Annotated in this window: 18 protein-coding genes, 3 tRNA genes and 1 pseudogene; 16 read left to right on the top strand and 6 right to left on the bottom strand. The window is 60.3% G+C overall.

The window, feature by feature from the left end; translation table 11 throughout:
- From thrS to VF436_RS06040, 9 genes are all read left to right on the top strand, one after another.
- A partial coding sequence (gene thrS / locus VF436_RS06080; protein ID WP_330903112.1) for a threonine--tRNA ligase occupies positions 1 to 1,425 on the top strand: 1,425 nt, incomplete at its 5' end.
- 44 nt (positions 1,426 to 1,469) lie between these two features.
- Positions 1,470 to 1,997 (top strand): translation initiation factor IF-3, encoded by a 528-nt coding sequence (infC, locus tag VF436_RS06075; protein WP_330903113.1) that lies wholly within the window; start codon positions 1,470 to 1,472, stop codon positions 1,995 to 1,997.
- Positions 1,998 to 2,367: 370 nt separating this feature from the next.
- Positions 2,368 to 2,565, top strand: a complete 198-nt coding sequence (rpmI, locus tag VF436_RS06070; protein WP_019467379.1) for a 50S ribosomal protein L35 — start codon at positions 2,368 to 2,370, stop codon at positions 2,563 to 2,565.
- An 18-nt stretch (positions 2,566 to 2,583) separates the two neighbouring features.
- A complete protein-coding gene (gene rplT / locus VF436_RS06065; protein WP_017463630.1) occupies positions 2,584 to 2,943 on the top strand; it encodes a 50S ribosomal protein L20 in 360 nt (119 codons plus the stop codon).
- Positions 2,944 to 3,051: 108 nt separating this feature from the next.
- Positions 3,052 to 4,047, top strand: coding sequence for a phenylalanine--tRNA ligase subunit alpha (pheS, locus tag VF436_RS06060; protein WP_330903111.1), 996 nt, complete (start codon positions 3,052 to 3,054; stop codon positions 4,045 to 4,047).
- Between the two features lie 153 nt (positions 4,048 to 4,200).
- Positions 4,201 to 6,579, top strand: coding sequence for a phenylalanine--tRNA ligase subunit beta (pheT, locus tag VF436_RS06055; protein ID WP_330903110.1), 2,379 nt, complete (start codon positions 4,201 to 4,203; stop codon positions 6,577 to 6,579).
- Between the two features lies 1 nt (position 6,580).
- Positions 6,581 to 6,880: an integration host factor subunit alpha gene (gene ihfA / locus VF436_RS06050; RefSeq protein WP_281852333.1), complete on the top strand. Its 300-nt coding sequence runs from the start codon at positions 6,581 to 6,583 to the stop codon at positions 6,878 to 6,880.
- On the top strand, positions 6,861 to 7,217 hold the full coding sequence (locus tag VF436_RS06045) for a MerR family transcriptional regulator (protein ID WP_115477489.1): 357 nt from the start codon (positions 6,861 to 6,863) through the stop codon (positions 7,215 to 7,217). The genes ihfA and VF436_RS06045 overlap by 20 nt, the downstream gene beginning before the upstream one ends.
- Before the next feature lie 223 nt (positions 7,218 to 7,440).
- Positions 7,441 to 7,517 (top strand) — tRNA-Pro (locus tag VF436_RS06040).
- Positions 7,518 to 8,292: 775 nt separating this feature from the next.
- Here the strand turns inward: VF436_RS06040 and serA are convergent.
- The gene (gene serA, locus VF436_RS06035) at positions 8,293 to 9,525 is read right to left on the bottom strand and encodes a phosphoglycerate dehydrogenase (protein WP_330903109.1); all 1,233 of its coding nucleotides are present in this window, start codon (positions 9,523 to 9,525) and stop codon (positions 8,293 to 8,295) included.
- 104 nt (positions 9,526 to 9,629) lie between these two features.
- On the opposite strand from serA, the gene VF436_RS06030 reads away from it, so the two are divergent.
- Positions 9,630 to 11,036 carry an FAD-binding oxidoreductase gene (locus VF436_RS06030; protein ID WP_330903108.1) on the top strand — a complete coding sequence of 469 codons (1,407 nt, stop codon included), beginning with the start codon at positions 9,630 to 9,632 and terminating at the stop codon, positions 11,034 to 11,036.
- A gap of 96 nt (positions 11,037 to 11,132) precedes the next feature.
- Here the strand turns inward: VF436_RS06030 and VF436_RS06025 are convergent, their stop codons facing one another.
- Positions 11,133 to 12,539 carry a sugar porter family MFS transporter gene (locus VF436_RS06025; RefSeq protein WP_330903107.1) on the bottom strand — a complete coding sequence of 469 codons (1,407 nt, stop codon included), beginning with the start codon at positions 12,537 to 12,539 and terminating at the stop codon, positions 11,133 to 11,135.
- Between the two features lie 176 nt (positions 12,540 to 12,715).
- Here VF436_RS06025 and pip point away from each other — a divergent pair, with 176 nt between their 5' ends.
- Positions 12,716 to 13,672, top strand: a complete 957-nt coding sequence (pip, locus tag VF436_RS06020; protein ID WP_330903106.1) for a prolyl aminopeptidase — start codon at positions 12,716 to 12,718, stop codon at positions 13,670 to 13,672.
- Between the two features lie 208 nt (positions 13,673 to 13,880).
- Here the strand turns inward: pip and VF436_RS06015 are convergent, their stop codons facing one another.
- From VF436_RS06015 to VF436_RS06000, 4 genes are all read right to left on the bottom strand, one after another.
- Positions 13,881 to 16,751, bottom strand: coding sequence for a lamin tail domain-containing protein (locus VF436_RS06015; protein ID WP_330903105.1), 2,871 nt, complete (start codon positions 16,749 to 16,751; stop codon positions 13,881 to 13,883).
- A gap of 325 nt (positions 16,752 to 17,076) precedes the next feature.
- The gene (gene upp, locus VF436_RS06010) at positions 17,077 to 17,718 is read right to left on the bottom strand and encodes a uracil phosphoribosyltransferase (RefSeq protein ID WP_330903104.1); all 642 of its coding nucleotides are present in this window, start codon (positions 17,716 to 17,718) and stop codon (positions 17,077 to 17,079) included.
- A gap of 108 nt (positions 17,719 to 17,826) precedes the next feature.
- Positions 17,827 to 18,144, bottom strand: a complete 318-nt coding sequence (locus VF436_RS06005; protein ID WP_330903103.1) for a PsiF family protein — start codon at positions 18,142 to 18,144, stop codon at positions 17,827 to 17,829.
- Between the two features lie 248 nt (positions 18,145 to 18,392).
- On the bottom strand, positions 18,393 to 19,892 hold the full coding sequence (locus tag VF436_RS06000; protein WP_330903102.1) for an aminotransferase class III-fold pyridoxal phosphate-dependent enzyme: 1,500 nt from the start codon (positions 19,890 to 19,892) through the stop codon (positions 18,393 to 18,395).
- A gap of 674 nt (positions 19,893 to 20,566) precedes the next feature.
- Between VF436_RS06000 and VF436_RS05995 the strand changes: the two genes are divergently transcribed.
- The 5 genes and pseudogenes from VF436_RS05995 to VF436_RS05975 form a co-directional block, all read left to right on the top strand.
- A complete protein-coding gene (locus VF436_RS05995; RefSeq protein WP_330903101.1) occupies positions 20,567 to 21,778 on the top strand; it encodes a sensor histidine kinase in 1,212 nt (403 codons plus the stop codon).
- Entirely contained in the window at positions 21,775 to 22,377 is a 603-nt protein-coding gene (locus VF436_RS05990) for a response regulator transcription factor (protein ID WP_330903100.1), read from the top strand. Before VF436_RS05995 ends, VF436_RS05990 begins: the two co-directional genes overlap by 4 nt.
- A 706-nt stretch (positions 22,378 to 23,083) precedes the next feature.
- Positions 23,084 to 23,157 (top strand) — tRNA-OTHER (locus tag VF436_RS05985).
- 2 nt (positions 23,158 to 23,159) lie between these two features.
- Positions 23,160 to 23,226 (top strand) — tRNA-Arg (locus VF436_RS05980).
- A 370-nt stretch (positions 23,227 to 23,596) separates the two neighbouring features.
- Positions 23,597 to 24,076 (top strand): annotated as a pseudogene (locus tag VF436_RS05975) (slipin family protein); the annotation flags it as partial.

The raw sequence follows: 24,076 nt of genomic DNA, 5'->3' as shown, positions 1-24,076 counted from the left end.
ATCCAGAGCATTCCGTCCAACGAAGAGCTGTCGCTGTATTCCCAGGGCGAGTTCACGGACCTGTGCCGTGGCCCGCATGTGCCCAATACCGGCAAGTTGCGGGCATTCAAGCTGATGAAGGTAGCCGGCGCCTATTGGCGCGGTGATTCCAACAACGCGATGCTGACGCGAATCTATGGCACTTCCTGGCTTAACGACAAGGACCTCAAGGCCTACCTGCATCAGCTGGAGGAAGCCGAGAAGCGCGACCACCGCAAGATAGGGAAGGCGTTGGACCTGTTTCACCAGCAGGAAGAAGCGCCGGGCATGGTGTTCTGGCATCCCAACGGCTGGGCTATCTGGCAGGCCGTGGAGCAGTATGTGCGCGGGGTGTACCGTGCCAGCGGATATCAGGAAGTGCGTGGTCCTCAGATCATGGATGTCAGCTTGTGGAAGAAGTCTGGCCACTGGGACAACTATCAGGAAAACATGTTTTTCACCGAGTCGGAGAAGCGCACCTATGCGCTCAAGCCGATGAATTGCCCCGGCCACGTGCAGATCTATAACACCGGCCTGCACAGCTATCGCGACCTGCCCATTCGCTACGGCGAATTCGGAGGCTGCCATCGCAACGAGCCCTCGGGCGCGCTGCACGGCATCATGCGCGTGCGTGCCTTTACCCAGGACGACGGCCACATTTTCTGCACCGAAGAGCAGGTGGAAGCGGAAGTCACGGCATTCCACCAGCAGGCCATGAAAGTGTATTCGGACTTCGGCTTCGAGAACATCGCGGTGAAGATCGCGTTGCGCCCGGACAAGCGTATCGGCAGCGAGGAGCTGTGGGATCGCTCGGAGGAAGCCCTGCGGGCGGCCCTGCGTGCCGTGGGCGTGCCGTGGGAGGAACTGCCCGGCGAGGGCGCGTTCTACGGTCCCAAGATCGAATACCATATGACCGACTCCATCGGCCGCTCATGGCAGGTAGGTACTATGCAGGTCGATCCCATGATGCCTGAGCGCCTGGGAGCCGAGTATGTGGATGAGCATAGCCAGCGCCGCCGGCCTATCATGCTGCATCGGGCCATCGTCGGGTCCATGGAGCGTTTCATTGGTATCCTGATCGAGCATCATGCCGGTAACCTGCCGGCCTGGCTGGCTCCTGTTCAGGCCCAGGTCTTCTCGATTACCGACGCCCAGGCCGATTACGTCCGTGAAGTGGCGCAAACCCTTGTCGGAAAAGGTTTCCGGGTGCGGGCGGATTTGCGCAACGAAAAGGTCGGTTATAAAATCCGGGAACATACGCTGCAGAAAGTTCCCTACATGCTCGTGATAGGTGATCGCGAGAAGGAAGCGGGAGCCGTTTCCGTGCGTACGCGTTCCGGCGAAGACCTGGGCAGCATGCCGCTGGCCGCCTTCATCGAGCGCCTGGAGGCCGAGACGGGGCGCTGATGCTTCGTACGGCCGATTGAAAACATCTTCTGGAGGATAGTGGTATCGCCACCACAGAAACTAAGGGCAACCGCCGTAACCATGAAATCCGTGTGCCCCGGGTACGCGTAATCGGGCCGGATTCGGAGCAGTTGGGCATTCTTTCCCGCGACGAGGCGCTGCGAGCTGCCGAGGAAGCGGGCTTGGATCTCGTCGAAATCCAGCCTAATGGCGACCCGCCGGTCTGCCGCATCATGGACTACGGCAAGTTCAAGTTCGAAGCCCAGAAGAAGGCCCAGGCTGCCAAGAAGAAGCAGAAGCAGGTCGAGATCAAGGAAGTCAAGTTCCGTCCGGTCACGGATGTGGGCGACTACCAGATCAAGCTACGCAATATGCTTCGCTTCCTTGAGGAGGGCGACAAGGTCAAGGTGACCATTCGCTTCCGCGGTCGCGAAATGTCCCATCAGGATCTGGGCCAGGAGCTGGCCAAGCGGATCCAGACAGACGTGGGCGAGAATGGCCAGATCGAGTCCTTTCCTCGTCTGGAAGGGCGCCAGATGGTCATGATGATCGGTCCCAAGAAAAAGCAGTAACGGACTAGGCGGACACGACCCTGCCGTGCCATCGGGTAAAACCGCGCCGCACGAAGTCGTACGTTCGCCATTCCCGGGCTGGCTGCAGGAAAGGGTGGGGCCTCGGGTCTCCTTCCAGCGATACGTCCAGCACCCGATTTCCCCAACCGCTTCGGCGAAGTCGGCGGCCAGTAAAGACGGGGCGACGGGGCATAGCAAATGAGGTAGGGGCTGGTCGCCGGCCTCCCCTATCATTTCCCGCCGAGTCCACGTACAATCGGCGGTTCGGCCCACACGGAAGGGTCGTGAACCGATCATGGCAGGACGGAAAGCGTGGCTCGCTGAGAGCTGCCGCCAGATCAGTCAGAAACTTTGAATACGGAGCATTCCCATGCCCAAGATCAAGACCAACCGGGCGGCGGCGAAGCGTTTTCGCAAGACCGCTTCCGGCAAGTTCAAGGCCGGTCACGCCTTCAAGTCGCATATCCTGACGAAGAAGTCGACCAAGCGTAAGCGCAATCTGCGCGCCACCAATCACGTCAAGGCTTGCGACACCAAGGGTGTAGCACGCATGTTGCCGTACCTTTAAGGCGAGGAGGAAACCACCATGGCTCGTGTAAAGCGTGGCGTTACCGCCCGTCGTCGTCACAAGAAGATCATTGGCCGCGCGAAGGGCTATTACAACGCACGTCGTAAGGTCTTCCGCGTTGCTAACCAGGCCGTCATCAAGGCGGGTCAGTACGCCTATATCGGCCGCAAGCAGCGCAAGCGTCAGTTCCGCGCACTGTGGATCGTTCGTATCAATGCCGCCGCTCGTCAGTTCGGTCTGTCCTACAGCCGCCTGATCAACGGCTTGGCCAAGGCCGGCATCACGGTCGATCGCAAGGTGCTGGCTGATATTGCCGTGCATGACATCAAGGCGTTTGGCGCGATCGCTGAAAAGGCGAAGGCCAGTCTGGCCGCTTGATCGTCACAAGCGCATCGCGCTGACGATATGATGTAAATCAAGCGGGGAGGAGGCCAAAACGCCTCCTCCCCGTTTTCGTTTCTGTGGAACTTTTTCGGAATGGCATCGATGGACGATCTGGACTCGTGCGCCGCGCAGGCGCTGGCGGATATCGACAGGGCCGATACGCTCGATGCGCTCGATGCGCTGCGTGTGAGCCTGCTCGGCAAGAACGGTATCGTCACCGCTACGCTCAAGACATTGGGTAGCCTGCCGCCAGAAGAAAAGAAGACTCGTGGCGCTGAGGTCAACCGTGTCAAGGAGCGGCTGACCAATGCTCTGGCCGCACGCAAGGCAGCACTGGAACAGGCTGAGCTGGATCGCCGCCTGGCATCGGAACGCCTGGACATCTCACTGCCCGGTCGTGATGGCGACCGTGGTGGCATCCATCCCATTACCCGGGCGCTTGAGCGTATCGCTGCGATCTTTGCCCGGTTGGGGTACCAGCGGGCTGATGGCCCGGAGATCGAGGATGACTGGCACAACTTCGAGGCGCTGAACTTTCCGCCGCATCATCCGGCGCGCGCCATGCATGATACTTTTTACTTCGGCGATGGTCGCCTGCTGCGCACGCACACCTCGCCGGTGCAGATACGCTCGATGCAGGGCCGCCAGCCGCCTATCCGCATCATCGCGCCAGGCAAGGTCTATCGCAGCGATTCTGATCAGACGCACTCGCCGATGTTCCATCAGATCGAGGGCCTGCTGGTCGATGAAACCTCCAGCTTTGCCGACTTGAAGGGTACGCTGGCCGAGTTCATTCGCGCATTCTTCGAGCGCGACTTCGAGATGCGCTTCCGTCCAAGCTATTTTCCTTTCACCGAACCGTCTGCCGAAGTGGACATCCGTTGGGATGCGGCTGATGGGTCGACGCGTTGGCTCGAAGTGCTCGGCTGCGGCATGGTGCATCCGAATGTGCTGAAGAACTGCGGCATCGATCCGGAGCGTTATACCGGTTTTGCTTTCGGCCTGGGCGTCGAGCGCTTTGCCATGCTGCGTTACGGCGTGTCGGACCTGCGGGCGTTTTTCGAGAACGATCTACGGTTCTTGAAGCAGTTTGCTTGATTTTTTCTTCGGTACTCGGGACTTTCAGGACTCGGGATTCGGCCAAAGCGCGATGCATGGCCGGTTGCGATGTCCGGGTCCGGGTTCCGATCATCGTCGGAATCGAATCATGACGTTTCCATATCGCCGGCTTTCAAACCGAGTCCCGAACCTATGAAATTCTCCGAAAACTGGCTGCGCGAGCTGGTCGAGATCAAGGCGGACCGTGCCGCGTTGGCGCATGCGCTGACCATGGCCGGCCTTGAGGTCGAGGAACTGACCGTGCTGGGCGAGCAACTGTCTGGTGTGGTCGTGGCAGAAATTGTATCGGCTGAAAAGCATCCTGAAGCCGATCGGCTGCAGGTCTGCAAGGTCGATGCGGGGCAGGGCGAGCCGTTGCAAATCGTTTGCGGCGCTGCGAATGCCCGTGTGGGCATCAAGGTGCCGCTCGCCACCGTGGGCGCAAGCCTGCCTGGCGGCATGGCCATCAAGGCAGCCAAGCTCCGCGGAGTCGAATCGTTCGGCATGCTGTGTTCGGCCAAGGAACTGGGCCTGGACAACGATGCGTCCGGCCTGCTCGAGCTCCCGCTCGATGCCCCGGTGGGCAAGTCGTTGACCGACTACCTGGGTCTGCCCGACGCCGCCTTCGAGTTGAAGTTGACGCCCAATCGTCCTGACTGCCTGGGCCTGGTTGGCCTCGCACACGATGTAGCTGCGCTCTTCGGTAGTCATGTCAAGGTGTCCGAACAGCCGGCGGCAGCGGTCACCAGCGCGGCGACGCGTGGCATTCGCCTCGAGGCGGGCATGGATGCGCCGCGTTATCTCGGTCGGGTCATCGAAGGCATCGATATGGCCGCGAAGTCACCGTTGTGGCTGGTCGAGCGTTTACGCCGTTCGGGACTGCGCTCGATTAGCCCGGTAGTGGACATCACCAATTACGTGATGCTTGAGCTGGGCCAGCCGCTGCATGCTTTCGACAACGACAAGCTTGAAGGCGACATCGTCGTTCGCCATGGCCGCGACAACGAAGTGGTCAAGCTGCTCGACGGTAGCGAGGCCAAGGTCGATTCCGGATTTGTGCTGATTGCCGATGAGCACAAAGCGTTGGCCGTGGCCGGCGTGATGGGCGGCTATGACTCGCGGGTTACCGAGACCACCCGCAACATCTTTTTCGAGGCCGCGCATTTTGCGCCTGCCGCGATCATGGGGCGCGCGCGTAAACTGGGCATGCATACTGACGCTTCGCATCGCTTCGAGCGTGGCGTGGACCCTGAACTGCCCCGTCGCGCACTTGAGCGTGCAACTGAACTGCTACTTGCCATCGCCGGCGGCAAGGCAGGCCCGGTGCAGGTGGCCGAACACCTGGCCGATCTCCCCCGGCCTGCAAACGTGTTGCTGCGTCGCGCACGCCTGCGTCGCGTGCTCGGTGTAGAGGTGGCCGATAGCGAAGTGCAGCGCATCTTCACGGCGCTGGGTATGCAGGTGGCGGCAATGACCGATGGCTGGCAGGTCACGGCGCCGAGCAGTCGCTTCGATATCGAGCGCGAGGAAGACCTCATCGAGGAGGTCGCGCGCATCTTCGGTTACGACAACATTCCCACGCACACGCCTGCAGGTGCGTTGACCCTGGCGACCGAGCCCGAGGCGCGTATCGGCGAACTGGCCTTGCGTGAGCAACTGGCCGCGCGTGGTTACTACGAAGCGGTAAACCTGGCCTTCGTGGGGGCCGACCTGCTTGATCGCTGGGGCTTCAAGGACAACCTGGTGCCACTGGCCAATCCGCTCTCGGCTGATCTTGCCGTCATGCGGCCGTCCTTATTGCCTGGTTTGATCGAGGCGCTGTCGCATAACCGCGCGCGCCAGCAGGGCCGCGTGCGCTTGTTCGAGCTGGGACGTCGCTTTGTCGCGGGCAATCCGCCGGTCGAAACACCTACCTTGGCTGTGGTTGCCTGCGGCCAGGCGCATGCTGAGCAGTGGGGCGAGATTCGGCGAGACTTCGATTTCTATGATCTCAAGGGTGACCTGGATGCCATCATCACCTGGGGCGGCGAGCCGCGTCGCTGGGCAGTGCATGTTGATGGCCTGCCAGCCTGGCTGCACCCGGGGCGTGCCGCCCGGGTGAGTTTCGATGGCCAGACCGCCGGTTATTTCGGAGCGGTCCATCCCCAGGTCGCCAAGGCCCTGGATCTTGGGCCTGACGTCCACGTGCTGGAGCTGGCCCTGGAGCCGCTGCTGAGCCGCCGCCTGCCATCGGCGGTGCCGGTGCCTCGCTTCCCGTCTGTCCGGCGTGACATAGCCGTGGACGTGCCGGACGATGTCACTTGGGCCATGGTTGAAAAGGCTGTCAGGGAAGCCTTGGGAGACCGTCTCAAGGAGTTGACGCTATTTGACAGATACAGCGGCAAAGGTGTGGAGGCAGGGCGGAAAAGTCTCGCTATGGGCTTGATTTTGCAGGACGCTTCACGCACCCTTACCGACAATGATGCCGACCAATGCGTAGGGGACGCGGTATCGGCATTGGAGACAGCATGCAAGGCAAGATTGCGAGGATGACATGGCGCTGACCAAGGCGGAAATGGCAGAGCGCCTTTTTCTCGAGGTGGGCCTCAACAAGCGTGAAGCGAAGGAATTCGTGGACGCCTACTTCGAGGTCATTCGCGAGGCATTGGAAGGTGGCGAGCAGGTCAAGTTGTCGGGTTTCGGCAATTTTGACCTGCGGCAGAAGAACCAGCGGCCGGGCCGCAACCCCAAGACGGGTGAGGAGATTCCGATCTCCGCGCGTCGTGTGGTGACGTTCCGTCCGGGTCAGAAACTCAAGGTACGAGTCGAGGGTTATGCTGGACCAAGGGAATAACACCGAACTGCCAGCCATTCCGGCCAAGCGCTACTTCACCATCGGTGAAGTCAGCGACCTGTGCGGTGTGAAGCCTCATGTCCTGCGCTACTGGGAGCAGGAATTTCCTGCCTTGAACCCGGTGAAGCGCCGCGGCAACCGCCGCTATTACCAGCGCCACGACGTCTTGATGATCCGCCAGATCCGTTCGTTGCTCTACGACGAAGGCTTCACTATCACGGGTGCGCGTGCCCGCCTGGAAGGCCCCCAGGCCCGGATGGAAGCGAGCATGTCGCACCAGATCGTGCGCCAGGTTCGCATGGAACTAGAAGAAGTCCTCGCTCTCCTGCGCCGTTAAGAGCTACTTCAGTCGCGAAAAGCGAGCTGCGACGTGGTCGCGGCTCGGGGATTTGGGGCTTCAGAAGTCAATTCTTCAATCTATGGCCGGATTGAAGGTCGCTGCGCCATCAAGATTGCAGCGATTCAACCGGCGGCTCCCACAACGCGCCAGCAGATTCCCCTACACCAAAGCCTTTCCCAATAGCAGCCCCAGCTGCTAAACTCGCCAATCTGCCGTAAGTCGGGGCGTAGCGCAGCCTGGTAGCGCATTTGCCTGGGGGGCAAAGGGTCGTCGGTTCGAATCCGGCCGCCCCGACCAATTCGGTGGTATACGAGAAAAAACGGCGCTTCTGAGCGCCGTTTTTCGTATTAATGCCTGCGACGCAAGCCTTATAGGGCAGATATGATGTCCATGGTTTTGGACCCCAACGATGCGCCGGAGGGGTTGCACGTGACAGTATGCTCAGCAGAAGCTGCTACGCCGTCTATATCCGTCAGCGTCGTTCTGAGTCTCGCTGATACGGGCTGCGCTACATCGCAACTGATCCAGTCCATCAATGGCGAGTCAACTGGTTCAGTTATCGCCATCTCGCTACCTGTGCAGATGGCGCCAGGCGGACAGTCGGCAAACTCGACCTTTTTTGTCAGCGCAAATTGCGGAAAGCCCTTGAAGTAATTCTAGGCGCCACGGACTTCCCGAAACCTTCCTCGTACTACGCGCTGTAGTTCATTTGTCAGCATGGTTTCAAGTTCCGCGCGATGAGTTGGCGTGAGTTCCTGGATAGGTATTCTCACCGGCTCTCTTTCAGCGTGCGCCGCCGCGACGGTGCCTGGCGTGAGCGCTGTAGCCATCGATGCCGCTAGAAGACTTCGGATCGCGCTCCTGCGGATATCGTGGTGCTTCGTTGTTATGGCTTCGCGCTCCTGATTTTTTTTGGGGAGCCAGGAAGCTAAGTGGCCGTTCATCAGGCCAATATCGGCCCATACGGCGAATCACCGTAGTTCGCATGCTCCAGCCAAGTAAGCTAGCTTGGCCAGAAACACGTATCCATGCGGGCTGCACGCACACCGTGGCAGCGTGCAGCCTGCCGATATCAGTAAAGCACGCGGCTGCGCAGCGTCCCGGGAATTTCTCCCAGTCTTTCCTTCAACGCCGCGGCCTGGGCTTCGTCGGCGGATACGTCGATTACCACGTAGCCCAACTGGGGGTCGGTTTGCAGGAACTGTGCGTCAATATTGATATTGCCTGAAGAGAACAGTTCGTTGATGCGCGAAAGCACGCCGGGCACATTGCGATGAATGTGCAGCAGGCGACGGCTGCGTGGATGTTCAGGCAGGGAAACTTCGGGGAAGTTCACAGCCGACAAGGTGGAACCGTTATCGCTGTAGCGCACCAGCTTGGCGGCCACTTCGATGCCGATATTGTCCTGGGCTTCCAGGGTACTGCCGCCGATGTGCGGGGTCAGGATGACGTTGTCCATGCCTACCAGCGGAGAGACGAAAGGATCGTCATTGCCCTTGGGCTCTACCGGGAAGACATCCACCGCCGCACCCGCCAGGTGATTGGTGCGCAGCGACTCGGCCAGCGCGTCGATATCGACCACCGTGCCACGCGAGGCATTGATCAGCACGGCGCCCTTGCGCATCTTGCCCAGCTCGGTTGCGCCCACCATCAACCGGGTCGAGGGCGTTTCCGGTACGTGCAGGGTGACGACGTCGGCGCGTTCGAGCAGGTCATCCAGGCTGGCGGCGGCGCGGGCATTGCCCAGGGACAGTTTCGATTCGATGTCATGGAAGATGACCCGCATGCCCAGGCTTTCGGCCAGCACGCCAACCTGCGTGCCGATATGGCCATAGCCGACGATCCCCAGCACCTTGTCACGCACCTCGAAGCTGCCGGCTGCGGACTTGGTCCAGCCACCGCGGTGGCACAAGGCATTTTTCTGCGGAATGCCACGCAGCAGCATGATGGTCTCTGCGATAACCAACTCGGCCACGCTGCGGGTGTTGGAATAGGGCGCGTTGAAGACCGGGATACCCAGGGTCTTGGCCGCTTCCAGATCCACCTGGTTGGTGCCGATGCAGAAGCAGCCCACCGCGATCAGTCGCTTGGCATGGGCCAGCACGTCGGCGGTCAGGTGGGTCCGGGAGCGGATGCCGACGATATGCGACTCGGCGATGCGCGCCTTCAGTTCGTCTTCTGGCAGCGACTTCTCGTGGTATTCGATCTGGCTATAACCGGCGTGCCGGAAACTCTCCACGGCGCTGCGGCTGACGCCCTCGAGCAGGAGCACCTTGATGTCTTGTTTGGGAAACGATGTCTTCATGACCTTGGCGTGACAGGAAGGAACCGGTCCACTATGCCAGATGTCCAGGCGTTTGCGGCGCCGCAACACTGGACCTGACGCTTCGGCGCTGGCAGGCTGCGGACATGCCCACACTATCTGCCTTCACCGATATCCGCCTGGCCGAACTGGCCGCGACCTGCCCGGATCTACGCCTGCTGACCGAGCCGGGTGACCTGGAGCACTACGGCCGGGATTGGACTCGCCGCTGGACACCGGCACCCCTGGCCATCGCGCTCCCTGCCCAGATCGATGATGTCTGCGCGGTCCTGACCTGGGCCAACCGGCATCGCGTGGCGGTGGTGCCCTCCGGAGGGCGCACCGGGCTGTCTGGTGGTGCCGTGGCGGCGCATGGCGAACTGGTGCTGAGCCTGGAACGCATGAACCGCGTCCTGGGTTTTGATCCGGTCGATCGCACCCTGACCGTGCAGCCCGGAATCAGCTTGCAGGCAGTGCACGATGCTGCTCGCGAGCATGGCCTGATCTATCCGGTGGATTTCGCCGCCCGTGGCTCTTGCTCCATTGGGGGAAACATCGCCACCAACGCCGGTGGCATTCGCGTGATCCGCTATGGCAATACGCGCGAATGGATTGCCGGCCTCAAGGTGGTCACCGCTACCGGCAAATTGCTCGACCTCAATCGGGCATTGGTGAAGAACTCCAGTGGCTACGATTTACGTCATCTGTTGATTGGTGCGGAAGGGACGCTCGGCGTCGTGGTCGAGGCCACGCTCAAGCTCGCCGAACCGCCGCCGCCTTCGCAGACCATGCTGCTGGCCTTGCCGGACATGGAAGCATTGATGCAGGTGTTCTCCCTGTTTCGTTCGCGTCTTTCGTTGCAGGCTTTTGAATTCTTCACCGATGTGGCGCAGAAGCACGTGCTGGCGCATGGCGCGCAGCGTGCCATCGAGGGTGACTACCCCTATTACGTGGTGACCGAATTCGATGCCAACGACGAAGCGGCGACCGATGCGGCGCTGGCGGCGTTCGAGCATGGCATGGAGCAGGGGTGGATCGTGGACGGCGTCGTCGCGCAGAGCGAGGCGCAGGCGTCGGCGTTATGGCGCCTGCGCGAGGGCATTACCGAAAGCCTGGCGCGCCACAAGCCATATAAGAACGACGTGTCGGTGCGGATTGCGGCGGTTCCTGCGTTCCTGCACGACATGCAGGCCCTGCTTTCGCGTGAATATCCCCATATCGAAGTGGTGTGGTTTGGCCACATAGGTGACGGCAACCTGCATATCAATGTGCTCAAGCCCCAGGACATGGATGATGCCGACTTCATCGCTCAGTGCGAGCACGTGACCACCTTGCTCGCACAAACGCTATATCGGCATGGCGGCAGCATTTCTGCCGAACATGGCATTGGCCTGGTAAAGAAGCACTATCTGCACTCTACTCGCAGTGACGAAGAAATCGCCCTGATGCGTGGTATTCGCGCGGTGCTGGACCCCAACCGTACGCTCAATCCAGGCAAGTTGTTCGACGACTGACTTGGCGCATGAAAAAAGCCCGGCCTTGGGGCCGGGCTTTGATCAGGTCGATCGTCAATCAGGCCAGCCGTCAATCGAGCCAACTGTCGGGGCCGGCTATTGACCGATGTCGCGCAGTTTCTCGCCGGCCATCAGGCGCGATTCGATGTGTTCAAGCGTTACGCCCTTGGTCTCCGGCACCAGCAGGAACGTCAGGATCAGAAACACCGCGTTGAGGCCACCGTAGAGCCAGAATGTCTGGGAAGTGCCCAGGCCATTGAGTAGGCTCAGAAAGGTGGCGCCCACGATCATGTTGGTGATCCAGTTGGTGAAGGTGGACGCGGCGATACCAAAGTCGCGACCTTTCAGAGGCTGGATCTCCGAACACAGCGTCCAGATCAATGGGCCTGCCGACATGGCAAATCCAACGATGAACACCAGCAACATGATTACGGTAAACAACTGCATGTCATGCGACTTCGGCGCGCCGCCCATCATCATGAAGCCGACCACGCCAAGGCCGATCGCCATCACCGTGAAACCGGTATAGAGAGTGGGCTTGCGGCCCCAGCGATCGATCACGGCCATGGCGATCAGCGTGGCCAGCACGTTGGTCAGGCCTACCAGCGCGGTGAACCACATCTGTGCCTCGGTGGCATAGCCCATGGCCTGGAAAATGCGCGGCGCGTAGTACATCACCACGTTCATGCCAGTGAACTGCTGCATGGCCTGCAACAGCACGCCAAGCCAGACGGAGCGGCGGAAATGGCTGTTCTCCTTGAACAGCGTGAATCCTACTTGTGGCTTTTTCAGCTGCTCGGCGATCTCACTCACTTCCTTGTCCACCAAGCGTCGATCGCCACGCAAGCGCATCAATACCCGGGTGGCCTCCTCTTTCTGACCACGCATCATCAGCCAACGCGGGCTGTCGGGCAGGGCAAACAGGCCCACCAGAAACAGTATTCCTGGTATAGCGATGACGCCCAGCATCCAGCGCCAGGATCCCTGGTAGCTGAACGCCGTATCGGAAAGAAATGCCACCAGAATGCCGGTGGTGATCATCAATTGATAGGTCGAGATCATTCGACCGCGCGTGGCTTCTGGCGCAATCTCCGCGATGTATAGCGGTGCGGTGTAGCTGGCGATACCGATGGCAATGCCCAGTACAAAGCGTCCACCGATCAGGACTTCCGGCATCGGTGCGAGCGCACAGACGAGCGATCCGATCACGAACAGGATACCGCCCAGCATCAGCGAGCGCTTGCGGCCCAAGGATGCGGAAAGCCAGCTGCAACCGAGCGCACCCATGGCCGCGCCAGCCATCATGGAACTGACCACCCACTCCAGGGTGCGATCGCTGATGTGGAAATCTTTTTGGATAAAGCTCTGCGCACCCGAAATAACGCCGATATCCAGCCCGAACATCAATCCCGCCAGTGAAGCGAGCAGGCCAATGACGAAAATGCTGGAGGCGCCATGCGCGGGAGCGGCCGAAATATGGGGCGCGCTGGTCGCTGAGGACATGGGAGGAATTTTCCTTACATAAGGCCGCCGAAAATGAAGCGGCGATAAGTTTGAGCCTAGGCAGCTTTCTGTGCAGGAGCTGTAAAAGGCATGTGGTTCCCTCGTCGCGATCGTGCCCGTGTTAATGTGAGGTGTTGGCCACGTGTTTTCTTTGGTATCAAGTCGGAGATCCGCTCATGTCGCTAAAGCGCCGCAGCCTTTATCCAGAAATCGAGCCGTTTGATAGCGGCATGCTGCAGGTATCGGGCCTGCATACCCTGTATTACGAACAAAGCGGTAATCGACATGGCAAACCGGTGGTATTTCTGCATGGCGGTCCAGGCGGTGGCACCAACAGCAAGTGTCGTCGCTTCTTCGATCCCAAGGTCTATCGCATCGTGTTGTTCGACCAGCGTGGTTGCGGCCGCTCCACGCCCCATGCAGAACTGCGCGATAACTCGACCTGGGACTTGGTAGACGATATCGAGCGCCTGCGCGAGCATCTGGGTATTGACGCCTGGCAGGTTTTCGGTGGCTCCTGGGGTTCGACCTTGGCACTGGCCTACGCGCAGACGCATCCGCAGAAGGTGACCGAGCTCGTTTTGCGCGGCATCTTCATGCTGCGTCGTTGGGAACTGGAATGGTTTTACCAGAAGGGCTGCGACGCACTGTATCCAGATGCCTGGGAAACTTATCTCAATGCCATTCCGGAGGTTGAGCGTGGCGACCTTATGAGTGCCTATCACCGCCGTTTGACCAGCGAAGACCCGAAACAGCGCCTGGCCGCCGCTCAGGCGTGGTCAGTTTGGGAGGGTGCCACCAGTTACCTTTATCAGGACGAGGGGCATATCGCCTCCAGTGGCGAAGACGAGTTTGCCTTGGCCTTTGCGCGGATCGAATGCCATTATTTCGTCAATGGCGGATTCTTCGAGCACGACGACCAGTTGCTGCGCAACGTCGATCGCATCCGCCATATTCCCGCGATCATTGTGCAAGGTCGTTACGATGTGGTGTGTCCAATACGCAGCGCATGGGATTTGCATCGCGCATGGCCGGAGGCGGATTTGCGCATTGTGCAGGACGCTGGACATTCGGCGTTCGAGCCTGGCATTACCCATGAACTGCTTGAGGCGACTGATCGTTTTCGGGCTTGATCGTCTTCGTGCTGACCTGCATAACCTGGCAGGAGGGACTTCAGTCGCGAAGCAACCTGCGATTCAGTCGCAGGTTCGGAGTTTGAAACCTCCAAGCCGCGACCATGTCGCGATTGAAGTCGTTCCTGCGAAGCACGGCATGTCGCGATACGAAAAAAACCACGCCCGTCACCGGGCGTGGTTTTTTGTTCAACAAGACAGTGGCGGATCAGAATCCCCAGTCATGTCTCTGGTCATGGCCACGGTCATCGTGGTGGCCATCGTCATGCCCATGCGTGTCATCGCCACGGTCGTCGTGATCGAAGCGGTGATTCTTGCGATCACGCTCGTAGCGATCGTAATCGCCAAACAGGCTCGGTGCGAACAGATCCACCACGAAGCCGTCATGATCGGAAACGCCGATGGCCTTGGTCGAATCGGTGGCACTGGCGGCATCGTCCTCGGTTTGCACCGGGGCATCCAGATCGGCGCGGCCGTACTGCATCTGGATAAAGCGAAGGCGGGCCATCTGGTTCAGCAAAGCATGATCGAGCACCTGCACCGTGGGTACTTCGCGACCGGAGTTGCCCGAGCCCGCCTGGGTGTAACCCTGGATCTGGCCAAAATTCTCGGTGAACAGGAACGAGTAACGGTCGTTCGATGGTACTGACTCCACTGCATTCCAGAGGGCCGGACGCACGATGTTCTTGCCCAACTTGAGCAGGTTCTCGCTGTCCTTGTACTTGCCCGAGATCAGGCCGACCACGTCCACCCAGCCATCGCTGAACTGGTAGGAGTTGAAGTCGCCCACGACCATCAGCGGTTGCCAGGGTGCGGCAGTCTGCAAGGCCTGTACTTGGCGAGCCAGCGATTGTGCTTGCAGGAAGCGCTTCTGGCGATCACGTACGGCGTCGGCGTTGTCCTTGTCGACGTTGGTACGTGCCTTGGGGTGCACCGAGATCACCTGGAAGCGAACGCCACGCGACTCGGCTGTGAGCAGTAGCGGCGGATGGTCATGCACGAACGCGGTGCTACCGTTGTCGTCCCAGGTTTCGTCGGCGGCCAACTGGCGTACCGACTGCACGTGAACACGGTCGCTACGCACCAGGAAGCCTACGTTGATGCCGCTCGGGTCGTGGCCTGGAATCAGGTAGGCCACGTACTTGGTGTGGTTCTCGGCGTTGAGTTGCGTGGCAAGACCTTGCAGGATCGGCAGGGTTTCCACTTCCTCGACAGAAAGTACGTCGGGCAGCTTCAAGATACTACCGATGTATGCCGACAAGCGCTGCGTCTTCAGGGTCACCTGATCGGGCGTGGGTTCCTTGCTGTCGCCGCTGCAAGTGAACGTAGTATCGAACGTACTGTCGCAGAAGCGCTCGGTATTGAACGCGCCGATACGCAAGGCGTATGCCGGTGTCGGCGTCACTGCGCGCGGCATCGGTGCGGCGTGGGTGATCTTGAACGTGGTTGGGATGAACGTATAGGCACCAAAGTCGTAGGAGATGATGCCTTCCGCGCGGAAGCTGCTGCCGCCGATAAGCGGGGTATTCTCCGGCACCGCGCCGAAGTCGGCGGTGTTCATCTTGAACACTTCCGGATTGCCGCTCCAGTTGGGCAGGTCTACGCCATCGGGTACCGCCGTGCCAAAGCGTACGCCCGGCTGGCGCAGCGAGCGTTTACCGTTGGCCGTGATGCTGACTTCGGCGAACGGTTCGGTGCTGAAGCGCTTGTTGCCCGTGTTGATCATGCCGTTCTCGATGATCACGCGCATGCCGACGTAGCACTGGAAGTTGGTCGCGCCGCAGGAAAGCTTGTTCGGATCGGTCGAAGGCTTGTTGGCACCGAAGATCACCGCGGCCGGGAGGCGCGCATGGTGCGCGGTCACGGTGACCGTCGCGTTCTCCAGTTCTGGCAGGTTGTAGTAGTTGGCCACGCGGGCGTCGACGTTCACGACATCGCCCACCGCAACGGTCGGCTGGTTGGAGGTGAATACGTAGATACCATTGGAAGTCAACGGATCATGGTCGTCGCGAGCGTCGGGCGTCTGCATGGTGAAGCCAGCCGGCCCTACGGCGGTTACGATGTTGGCCGAGGTCTTGACCGACTTGCCGACCAGTGGCGAGATCTGATCATGGCCCTGGATCTGGAAGATCTCGGCTGCGACCGGAATGTCATACAGGATCGCACCCATGGCGGTGTCACGTGCGAGCACCACGTCGCCGCTGGGCTGGCTCAGATTGACCTGGAAAGCCTTGTCTTCGCTGCCTGTGCTGCGGCCGTGCACGGTCACATTGAAGCTGGCCTGGGTCTGTCCCTCGGCGATGGTCAGCGTATTGTCGACGGCATCGTAGTCGCCATTGGCGACAGTTGCCGTGCCGTCATGCGTGGCGACATGAACGGTCACGCCGCCAGCGGGAGCTGGTTGGTTGAGTGCCACGTTGAAGGGCATGACGACATCGGCCGGGCCATGCACGGTGGCATTGGCATCGGCGATGGACAAGGCCAGCCCCATGACCGCGCATGAACTGGCGCTGTTGCTGGGTGCGGTGGGCGAGACCAAGACAAAATCAGACTGATTGTCGCCGGTGTTCTGCGGCAAGCCAGCGGCATTGGTCTTGCGGCCGTAGCCTTTATCGGCGTTGGTGCTGCCCAGCGAGATCAGCGGCGTGCCTGCCTTATAGGCCGACCCGGTGGACAGGCCTACCTGGTCGATGATCTGGCCGCTGGCATCGAGCAGGGCGAGGCCGCCGTCATCGGTGACGCCCGTGCTGTACTTGAAATCACCGGTCACGCTGCCGGAGTAGCCGCCGCTGGCGCTATTGGTCAACAAGACATGGCAGCCTGGTGCGATCGAGGCGCCACTGGGAAAGGTCATGCGCGTCCCGGTTGTGCCACTGGCATTGGAGGCGTTGAGCTTATAGCCGGACAAATCCAGCGCCGCCGCACCACCGTTGAACAATTCGACGAATTCGTCGTTACCGCCCGCCGGGCCGCGTACGCGGAACTGGCTGATGCTCAGATCGGCGCCCTGCGCGGAGGCAACCGACACAACCCCTAGCAGCGCAGCCCAGAGGGCGCGCCGTACGTACTTCGCTTCCATCAAGTAACTCCCCACTTGGGATCCGAGGCGGACCCATCAAGATGAGGCTAGCAACTTATTACGACAGTTTTGCGAAGGAATTCACGGCTCTGGAGGCTGGCCGGCATTGAGCGTATGTGCAAACGGCAGGGCAGCGGGATTGGGCCGGGAGAAGGGAGACGGGGAGTGGGCTGCAAGCCCCACCAGCCCGAGAGCGCCGACAGCGCTCTTTGCTGCAGAGCCGCATGGCCGGCTGCGGCAACCCAATCATGCGCCCCCGCTACCGCCCCCCAATCCCCCGGGTCTTGCCCCTGCGCGAGTCGGAGCATTGACCCGCGTCCGGACGTCATCCTACGGGCAATTGCTTCGTGCCGAAGATCTTGTCGCCAGCGTCACCCAGGCCAGGGAGGATGTAGCCCTGCTCGTTGAGGCGCTGGTCGATCGAGGCAGTATAGATCTCGATGTCGGGATGGGCGGCGACGATGCGCTCCAGGCCCTCGGGAGCGGCCACCAGGAACAGGCCCTTGATGCGTTTGCAGCCGGCCGCCTTGAGCATGTCGACGGTAGCGACCAGAGTGCCGGCTGTGGCCAGCATAGGGTCGACGATCAGCGCAATGCGTTCGTCCATGCGGCCACTGAGCTTCTCGTAGTAGGTGACTGGCTTGAGTGTTTCTTCGTCGCGTTGCAGGCCGACCACGCTGACCTTGGCTGCGGGAATCATGTCCAGTACCCCGGGCAGCATGCCCAGGCCGGCACGCAGGATTGGCACCACGGTGATCTTCTTGCCCTTGATTTGCTGCACCTGCACGGGACCGGCCCAGCCCTCCACTTCCTGGGATAGCGTTTCCAGGTCCTTGGTGGCCTCATAGGTGAGCAAGGCCGCCACTTCGGAGGCCAGTTCGCGAAATTCCTTCGTGCTGATCCCGGCGCGACGCATCAGGCCAAGCTTGTGCTGAATCAGCGGATGACGGACTTCGACGATTTTCATAGGCAACCCTGCGGCAATAATTTTCTTATTGTGGCGCAGCGGCAGGTCACGGGCAAAAAGAAAGCGCCGCCATATCCGATGGCGGCGCTCGGACGAGGTGAGGAAGGATCAGGAAGAACCTTTCAGGCAACCGCTCATGAACTTCTTGCGGTCGTCGCCCTTCAACGCCTTGGCATTGGCATCAACGTTACAGCTCTTCATCTTTTCCTGTGGTGTCTGCTTGGCTGGGGCAGCGGTTGTGCTGCCAGACATGCAAGCCTTGACGCCGTTCTTGTAGTCGTCACCCTTTTTGCCCTTGTTCTGCTTGGCGCAATCGCCCAGTTTCTGCTGCGACGCAGTAGGCTGCTTGGTGTCGGCAGCGTGCACGGAGGAGACTGCGAACATCAGGGCGACGCTGGCAACGATCAGACTCAGACGCTTCGACATGAGGAACCCCTTCCCTATGTGGACCGGCGGATGCCGGCGGGCTCAGTCTAAGCTTGTCGGAGGTTTTCGCCAGAGGGGTAGGAATTACCCATTCACCGCGTAGTCGCGTCAAAGAGGGGGCGGGAGTAGCGTGGGCGCCAGAATCCGATGGCGCCCCTGTGATCAAGTCGGCTTGAAAGCGGGATTCTTAGGCTTTGGCGCGGGCCATCGAACTTGTGCCCTCGCCAATCACTCCTTGCCCCTTGGTTTCAAGCCGCGTCCGCTTCCTTCATCTTGCGCGGACCGTGCAGCAGCGCGTGGCGTACCGCGCCAACCACCAGGTCGACTTCGGCGCTGGTCACGTTGAAATGCGGCGTGAAGCGCAGCGAATTGACGCCGCCGTGGATGACGCCGATGCCGCGTTCGCGCATGTATTCCTCGATAGATTCGGCGCCGTAGCACTTGAACTCGGCCGATAGCTCGCACGAAAACAGCAGGCCGGTGCCTTGGACCTTCGTGATGAGGCCACCAAGTTCGTTCTTGAGGGCGTTGAGCTTGTCTACGAATTCCTTGCCACGCCCGCGGATGTTGCTGCGCACGTCATCGGTCAACTGGCCGAGCGTGGCGAGGGCGACATCGAGGGCGCGTGGGTTGCCAGTCATCGTATTGCCGTAGATGCCCTTGCGATAAAGGCCGGCGGCACGGTCGCCGACGGCCAGTACCGACAGCGGATATTGGCCGGCGTTGAGCGCCTTGGAGAAGGTCTCCATATCGGGAGCCGGCAGTTGCTCGAAGCCCGGATAGTCGGTGATCGACAGCACCCCATGGGCGCGCAGGCCTGCCTGGATCGAATCGACCAGCAGCAAGCTGCCATGTGCTTCGGTCAGTGCGCGGGCAGCCTTGTAGAACTCGGGTGTAACGGCCCGACCCGGATCGCCTTCGCCCATCACCGGCTCCAGGAACATGGCTTCGATGAACCAGCCATGCTTGTCGGCGTCGGCAAATACGGCCTCCAGTTGAGCCACGTCATAGGGAGCAACCGTCAGCAAGCTATCCTCATGCCGGTAGCTGGCCAGATGTTGCAGGTAGGTCTTGCGTGTGGAATCGGAGTAGAGCGCCGGGCGATCTGTGCGGCCGTGGAAAGCGCCCTTGACCGCCAGGCGCTTGATCGAACGACCGGCATAGCGACCGCCTGCGTCAGTCATCGCCTTGGCATTGACGTCGGCGATGCGGCAGGCCAGCGACACGGATTCCGAACCGGAATTGAGGCAAAGATAACGCGCGTAAGGATTGCCGCCGCGATTGCGGCCCAGCTCGCGATCCATGGCTTGGGCGAAGCGCATCTGCGAGATATTCGGCGTCATCACGTTCGCCATGACCTGCGGTGCGCTCATCGCCTCGCGAATGGCCTCATCGTTGTGGCCAAAGCCGAGCATGCCGTAGCCGCCGTTGTCGTGGATCACCGCACCCTTGAGCGTGACGATCCACGGACCGCGCGCGGCGGCAGGCAGGTAGGGATTGATTCCATCGTCAGGATAGAAGTTGACGAAACTGGCTTGCGCCTGTTGCAACTGCTCGGCCTCGTCGAGTTTGAGGAAGTCGGCGAGATCCTTGCGCAGCTCGCGATGACGCGTGACGGCCTCCGCGATCGCCTGTGCCAATGCCGGATGGCTGGCAGCGAAGCGTTCGACAGTGGCGTCATCCAGACCGGCCGTGCGTACCTGTCCACCGAATTCGCGCATCTCGCGCAGTTGATCGATCACACCCATGTTCCTTCTCCTCCGTCCGCGTCGGCCCTACCTTCGAAGGCCGTCCGGGCTATCAAGTGACTACACGACGAATGGACGGGATCGGAAATCACCAGAGCCACTCGCGCCTGCTTTGCGTGTAAATAACCGGGCAGGCATGTCGACACCGCGTTGTCGATGCGACGAACGTCCAGCATAACCTGCCATTCTCGCGCCCGTAACCCCCGGGTGACGCTTGTCATGAGTGGGCACTGACGTTCGCGACTGACTGCCAATCCAGTCTGCACCTAGCATTTCAAGGAACTGGCGCGATGGTGTGGAGGATCGTGGCATGCAGACAGCCCGGCCTATTGGAACGATCAAAAACGGCAGCATGCCGCGCACCCACGGCATACTTTTTTTATGTTGCGACGCGGCGTGCAGTTGACCGCAGTGTTGTGCGTCTGCGCTGAGCGGCCAGCCTTCACGAACCTGTCGTGGGCATGGGTATCCGAGCGTGCAAGACCCGCCGGTAAAGCGTCAGTGCGGCCGGGTTACTATCTGACCCTGTCTGCCTTGGGCGCGAGCGGCCTGGGCGGATGCCGTGGGTATCCATCACATGAAACTGGCGATCCACGCAGTGCTTTTGAGGTCATTGTCGCGCGCAGGATGCGTAGGCACGGTCGTCTGCGAATTGAAGGGATGGGGAGTCCTGCATGAATCTGGAACGTCTGCGTATCTGGCTCAAGCCCGCACCCGATTCGGTGATGGCCGAGAATATCCAGCATGGCAAGTCGCCGTGGACTGATTTCATCCATCTGCTGTGGTCTGGCTGGATCTTCGTCACGCCGCTATTTGGTGGCGGCTTCGAAGGGCGGTGGATGCTATTGACGCTCGTCAGCTTTCCGGTGTTCCTGATGCTATACGTGCGCTACATGGCTGCGGCACGTCGCCAGGCGCAATGGTATGCGTTGAGCTGTGTGGCGTTGGGGCTTGCCTTGTTGCCCTGGTATCCCAGTTCGACGACCTATTTTATTTTTGGTTGTGTGCTTTTGCGCTGTCGCGGCGTCAGCATCGTCAAGCAGATGTTTCGTATCTTGTTGTTGACCGGTTGCTATGCCGCCATTGCGGGCTTGTCCGGTTACCCTTGGCAACTGATGGTGTCCATGCCAATGGTGACGTTCATCGTGGCGACGGTGGTCAACGTCGAGTCGATGAATGAAATGCATAATGCCCAACTGCGTCTGTCGCATGATGAAGTGCGTCGCCTTGCCGCGACCGCGGAACGGGAGCGCATCGGACGTGATCTGCATGATCTGCTCGGACATACGCTTTCTTTGATAACGCTCAAACTGGAGCTGTCGCGCAAGCTGTTTGATCGTGATCTCGATGCTGCGCGCCGCGAAATGGCCGATGCAGAGGCCGTGGCGCGTCATGCCTTGGCTGAAGTCAGGTCCGCCGTCACGGGAATCCGCGCTACCGATCTTGCCGCCGAGTTGGCGTCATCGCGCCTGTTGCTGGAGTCGGGTGGCGTACACCTGGACTACGTGCTGCCATCGTTGACCTTACCCGTAGATGTCGAGCGCGCACTCGCGTTGATCCTGCGCGAAGCCGCGACGAATATTTCTCGCCATGCCCAGGCCAGTCGGGCGGCGGTGTCGTTTGAGTTGCGCGATCATCGCCTGTCCGTAAAGGTGAGCGACGATGGCCGTGGCGATATCGGCGAGGATGGCAACGGCCTGTGTGGCATGCGTGAGCGAGTTCGCAAACTCGGCGGACGTTTGTCCATTCAGTCGCCGAAAGGGCAAGGTACGACACTGTGTATCGACGTGCCTATCCCCCCACGCGACTTCGTTGAATCGATGCATGAAGCATCAGGCGATGGCGCAACCGTCGACATCCATCATGAAGCCAGGGGCCTCGCATGATTCGTGTATTGCTCGCCGAAGACCAGGCGATGGTGCGTGGGGCCTTGTCGGCCCTGTTGAAACTTGAATCTGATATCGATGTACTGGGATCGGCGGCCGATGGCGAGCAGGCCTGGCGCGAAATCCAGCGCCTGAAGCCTGATGTGCTCGTGACCGATATCGAGATGCCTGGGCTGACCGGCCTGGAACTGGCACAGCGTATCCAACGCCAGGAACTGGCAATAAAGACGATCATTGTCACGACGTTCGCGCGCCCGGGCTTCCTGCGGCGTGCACTGGACTCGGGCGTCTCTGGCTACCTGCTCAAGGACGCGCCTGCAGAAAACCTTGCCGAGGCGTTGCGCACGGTGCATCGTGGTGGCCGAGCGATTGATCCGCAACTGGCCCTGGAGGCATGGTCGGATGCCGATCCGCTCAACGATCGGGAGCGCCATGTGCTGCGTTTGGCCGGAGAGGGGCTATCGGCCAACGATATCGCCACGCAATTGAATCTCTCGCATGGCACGGTGCGCAACTATCTTTCCGAGGCGATCGGCAAGCTGGGCGTGACCAATCGCATCGAGGCCTATCGCCTGGCGCGTCAAAAAGGCTGGTTGTAATCGCTTGCGTGCTGATGCCGTAAAGATCCTATCCAGCCGCGGTTGTGCCGTCAGCGTTACCAGGTTGGCGAATAAACGCGGAAATAAACCCGTGAAAAAAATTAAAAAATGCTTGCGTATTGGTATAAGTCGTCGTAATGTGCGCGTCCATCGCCAACGCGACCGACTTTTCCTGAATAACTTTCGAGCCATGAACCTGCATATCGCCCACATCATGAAGCCGTGCCAGCCGCACATTACGTGCGCGCCAGGCTTCTTCGTGTCGCGCGACGGACGAGTTCGCGACGACGATTGAACGACCGTATCCATGCGTGGAGATCGGTCACCCGATCTCCCGAGGCAAGGCGAACGCCCTCGGGTTCCATACCGGGGGTTTTCTGTTTTTGGCGTTCGCGGAGGATGCATGGTGCATCGAAACGTTTTGCTTGGTCGTTCCCGGGATTTCATCTCGCCCTGAGGCATCCGGTCGCCTGGACGCGATCGCGGCAGGGGCGCGGCTGCAACGGGCGCATGTGCGCTGCACCTTGATGCTTCGGTGCGAGTAGCGCGAGAACGATTACAAGGCGAAAGGATTGCCGGTTGGAGACAGCCGGCAATAAGAGGACATGAATCAGCGCAAGGCAGTGGCCTGGGCTCAAAAACCCAGCCGGTACGCGCGGCGGTGCCATCAGCGTATACCGTCTTGATGTGTGGATATGTTCTCTAGTCGGCGTTAGCTCAGTCGGTTAGAGCGTCGGCAAAAGCCGTGGGTCGCCGGTTCGATTCCGGTACGCCGAACCATTGGATAGCTCAGTCGGTTAGAGCATCGAATTTCTTTATTCGATAGTCGTGGGTTCGAGTCCCACTCCAGAAAAAACCGGGGCGAAAGCCTCGACCAGGAAACGCCTCGTGCCATGCAAGGTGCCGCCGCCAGGGACGGTGGCGTATCGAACATGTCAGCGTGCTGTCGCCGGATAGTCGTCTTCCGCTGTGAGTGTCCATCTACCGAAGCTCCACGCCAGACAGGACGGCGTGGGGCGGGTGTCATGGAACCTTCCTGGGGAGCGCGGCGGTCTCGCGGTCATCGCGTCGGCAGGCGTTTCCGACCTATTCAATCGGGCGATGGCTGTTCAAGGCCAGCGTCGTGGGCAGGTATTGCCCATGTTTCGACGGAATAAAGATCCGCTCCGTCGAGATTATATAAGGATCTTTATTGCCAGAATAAAAAAGGAGATGTGTCATGTTCTGGATCAAGCGGTTCGTGGTCGGCGATGGCGAGCGCGGTGTGCTTTATCGTCACCGCCGAGCCGAGCGCGTGTTGTCACCGGGCGTTTATCACTATGTCAGCCCACGCAACGAGATTGTCGTGGCTTTGCATAACGTTATGCGCCCGGAGTACGGTGGCACGGATGCTGATGCACTCATGGCCGGTAGCCGGTTTTCCGAACACTTTGTGGTTGCTGACGTCGGTAGCGATGAGGTTGGCCTGGTCTACAAGAACGGCAAGCTCGAGGACGTCTTGCCGCCGGGGCTGCGTAAGCTTTACTGGAAGGCGCTGCTGCCGGTCACGATCGAGACGGTGCCGTTGGCCGAGGGTTTGCGCGTAGGCACGGACGTGGCCAATCGCCTGCGCCAGATGGGCATTTTGTCCAAAGTGGCGGTAACCATGGATTTACCCGAGGAATCGGCTGCCCTGCTTTTCATCGACGGCAAGTTGCAC

Source organism: Dyella sp. (assembly GCF_036384435.1).
Classification (GTDB): Bacteria; Pseudomonadota; Gammaproteobacteria; order Xanthomonadales; family Rhodanobacteraceae; genus GSA-30.
The sequence above is the reverse complement of the archived record's forward strand: the minus strand, read 5'-3'. Positions and strand labels throughout refer to the sequence as shown.

What these genes read in the sequence shown, in the direction of transcription:
- VF436_RS06025 (WP_330903107.1), bottom strand. Translation starts at nt 12,539, where the DNA reads ATGTCCTCAGCGACCAGCGCGCCCCATATTTCGGCCGCTCCCGCGCAT.
- VF436_RS05995 (WP_330903101.1), top strand. Translation starts at nt 20,567, where the DNA reads ATGAATCTGGAACGTCTGCGTATCTGGCTCAAGCCCGCACCCGATTCG.
- serA (WP_330903109.1), bottom strand. Translation starts at nt 9,525, where the DNA reads ATGAAGACATCGTTTCCCAAACAAGACATCAAGGTGCTCCTGCTCGAG.
- upp (WP_330903104.1), bottom strand. Translation starts at nt 17,718, where the DNA reads ATGAAAATCGTCGAAGTCCGTCATCCGCTGATTCAGCACAAGCTTGGC.
- VF436_RS06005 (WP_330903103.1), bottom strand. Translation starts at nt 18,144, where the DNA reads ATGTCGAAGCGTCTGAGTCTGATCGTTGCCAGCGTCGCCCTGATGTTC.
- pip (WP_330903106.1), top strand. Translation starts at nt 12,716, where the DNA reads ATGTCGCTAAAGCGCCGCAGCCTTTATCCAGAAATCGAGCCGTTTGAT.
- VF436_RS06000 (WP_330903102.1), bottom strand. Translation starts at nt 19,892, where the DNA reads ATGGGTGTGATCGATCAACTGCGCGAGATGCGCGAATTCGGTGGACAG.
- VF436_RS06030 (WP_330903108.1), top strand. Translation starts at nt 9,630, where the DNA reads ATGCCCACACTATCTGCCTTCACCGATATCCGCCTGGCCGAACTGGCC.
- pheT (WP_330903110.1), top strand. Translation starts at nt 4,201, where the DNA reads ATGAAATTCTCCGAAAACTGGCTGCGCGAGCTGGTCGAGATCAAGGCG.
- VF436_RS05990 (WP_330903100.1), top strand. Translation starts at nt 21,775, where the DNA reads ATGATTCGTGTATTGCTCGCCGAAGACCAGGCGATGGTGCGTGGGGCC.
- ihfA (WP_281852333.1), top strand. Translation starts at nt 6,581, where the DNA reads ATGGCGCTGACCAAGGCGGAAATGGCAGAGCGCCTTTTTCTCGAGGTG.
- pheS (WP_330903111.1), top strand. Translation starts at nt 3,052, where the DNA reads ATGGACGATCTGGACTCGTGCGCCGCGCAGGCGCTGGCGGATATCGAC.
- rpmI (WP_019467379.1), top strand. Translation starts at nt 2,368, where the DNA reads ATGCCCAAGATCAAGACCAACCGGGCGGCGGCGAAGCGTTTTCGCAAG.
- VF436_RS06045 (WP_115477489.1), top strand. Translation starts at nt 6,861, where the DNA reads ATGCTGGACCAAGGGAATAACACCGAACTGCCAGCCATTCCGGCCAAG.
- VF436_RS06015 (WP_330903105.1), bottom strand. Translation starts at nt 16,751, where the DNA reads ATGGAAGCGAAGTACGTACGGCGCGCCCTCTGGGCTGCGCTGCTAGGG.
- rplT (WP_017463630.1), top strand. Translation starts at nt 2,584, where the DNA reads ATGGCTCGTGTAAAGCGTGGCGTTACCGCCCGTCGTCGTCACAAGAAG.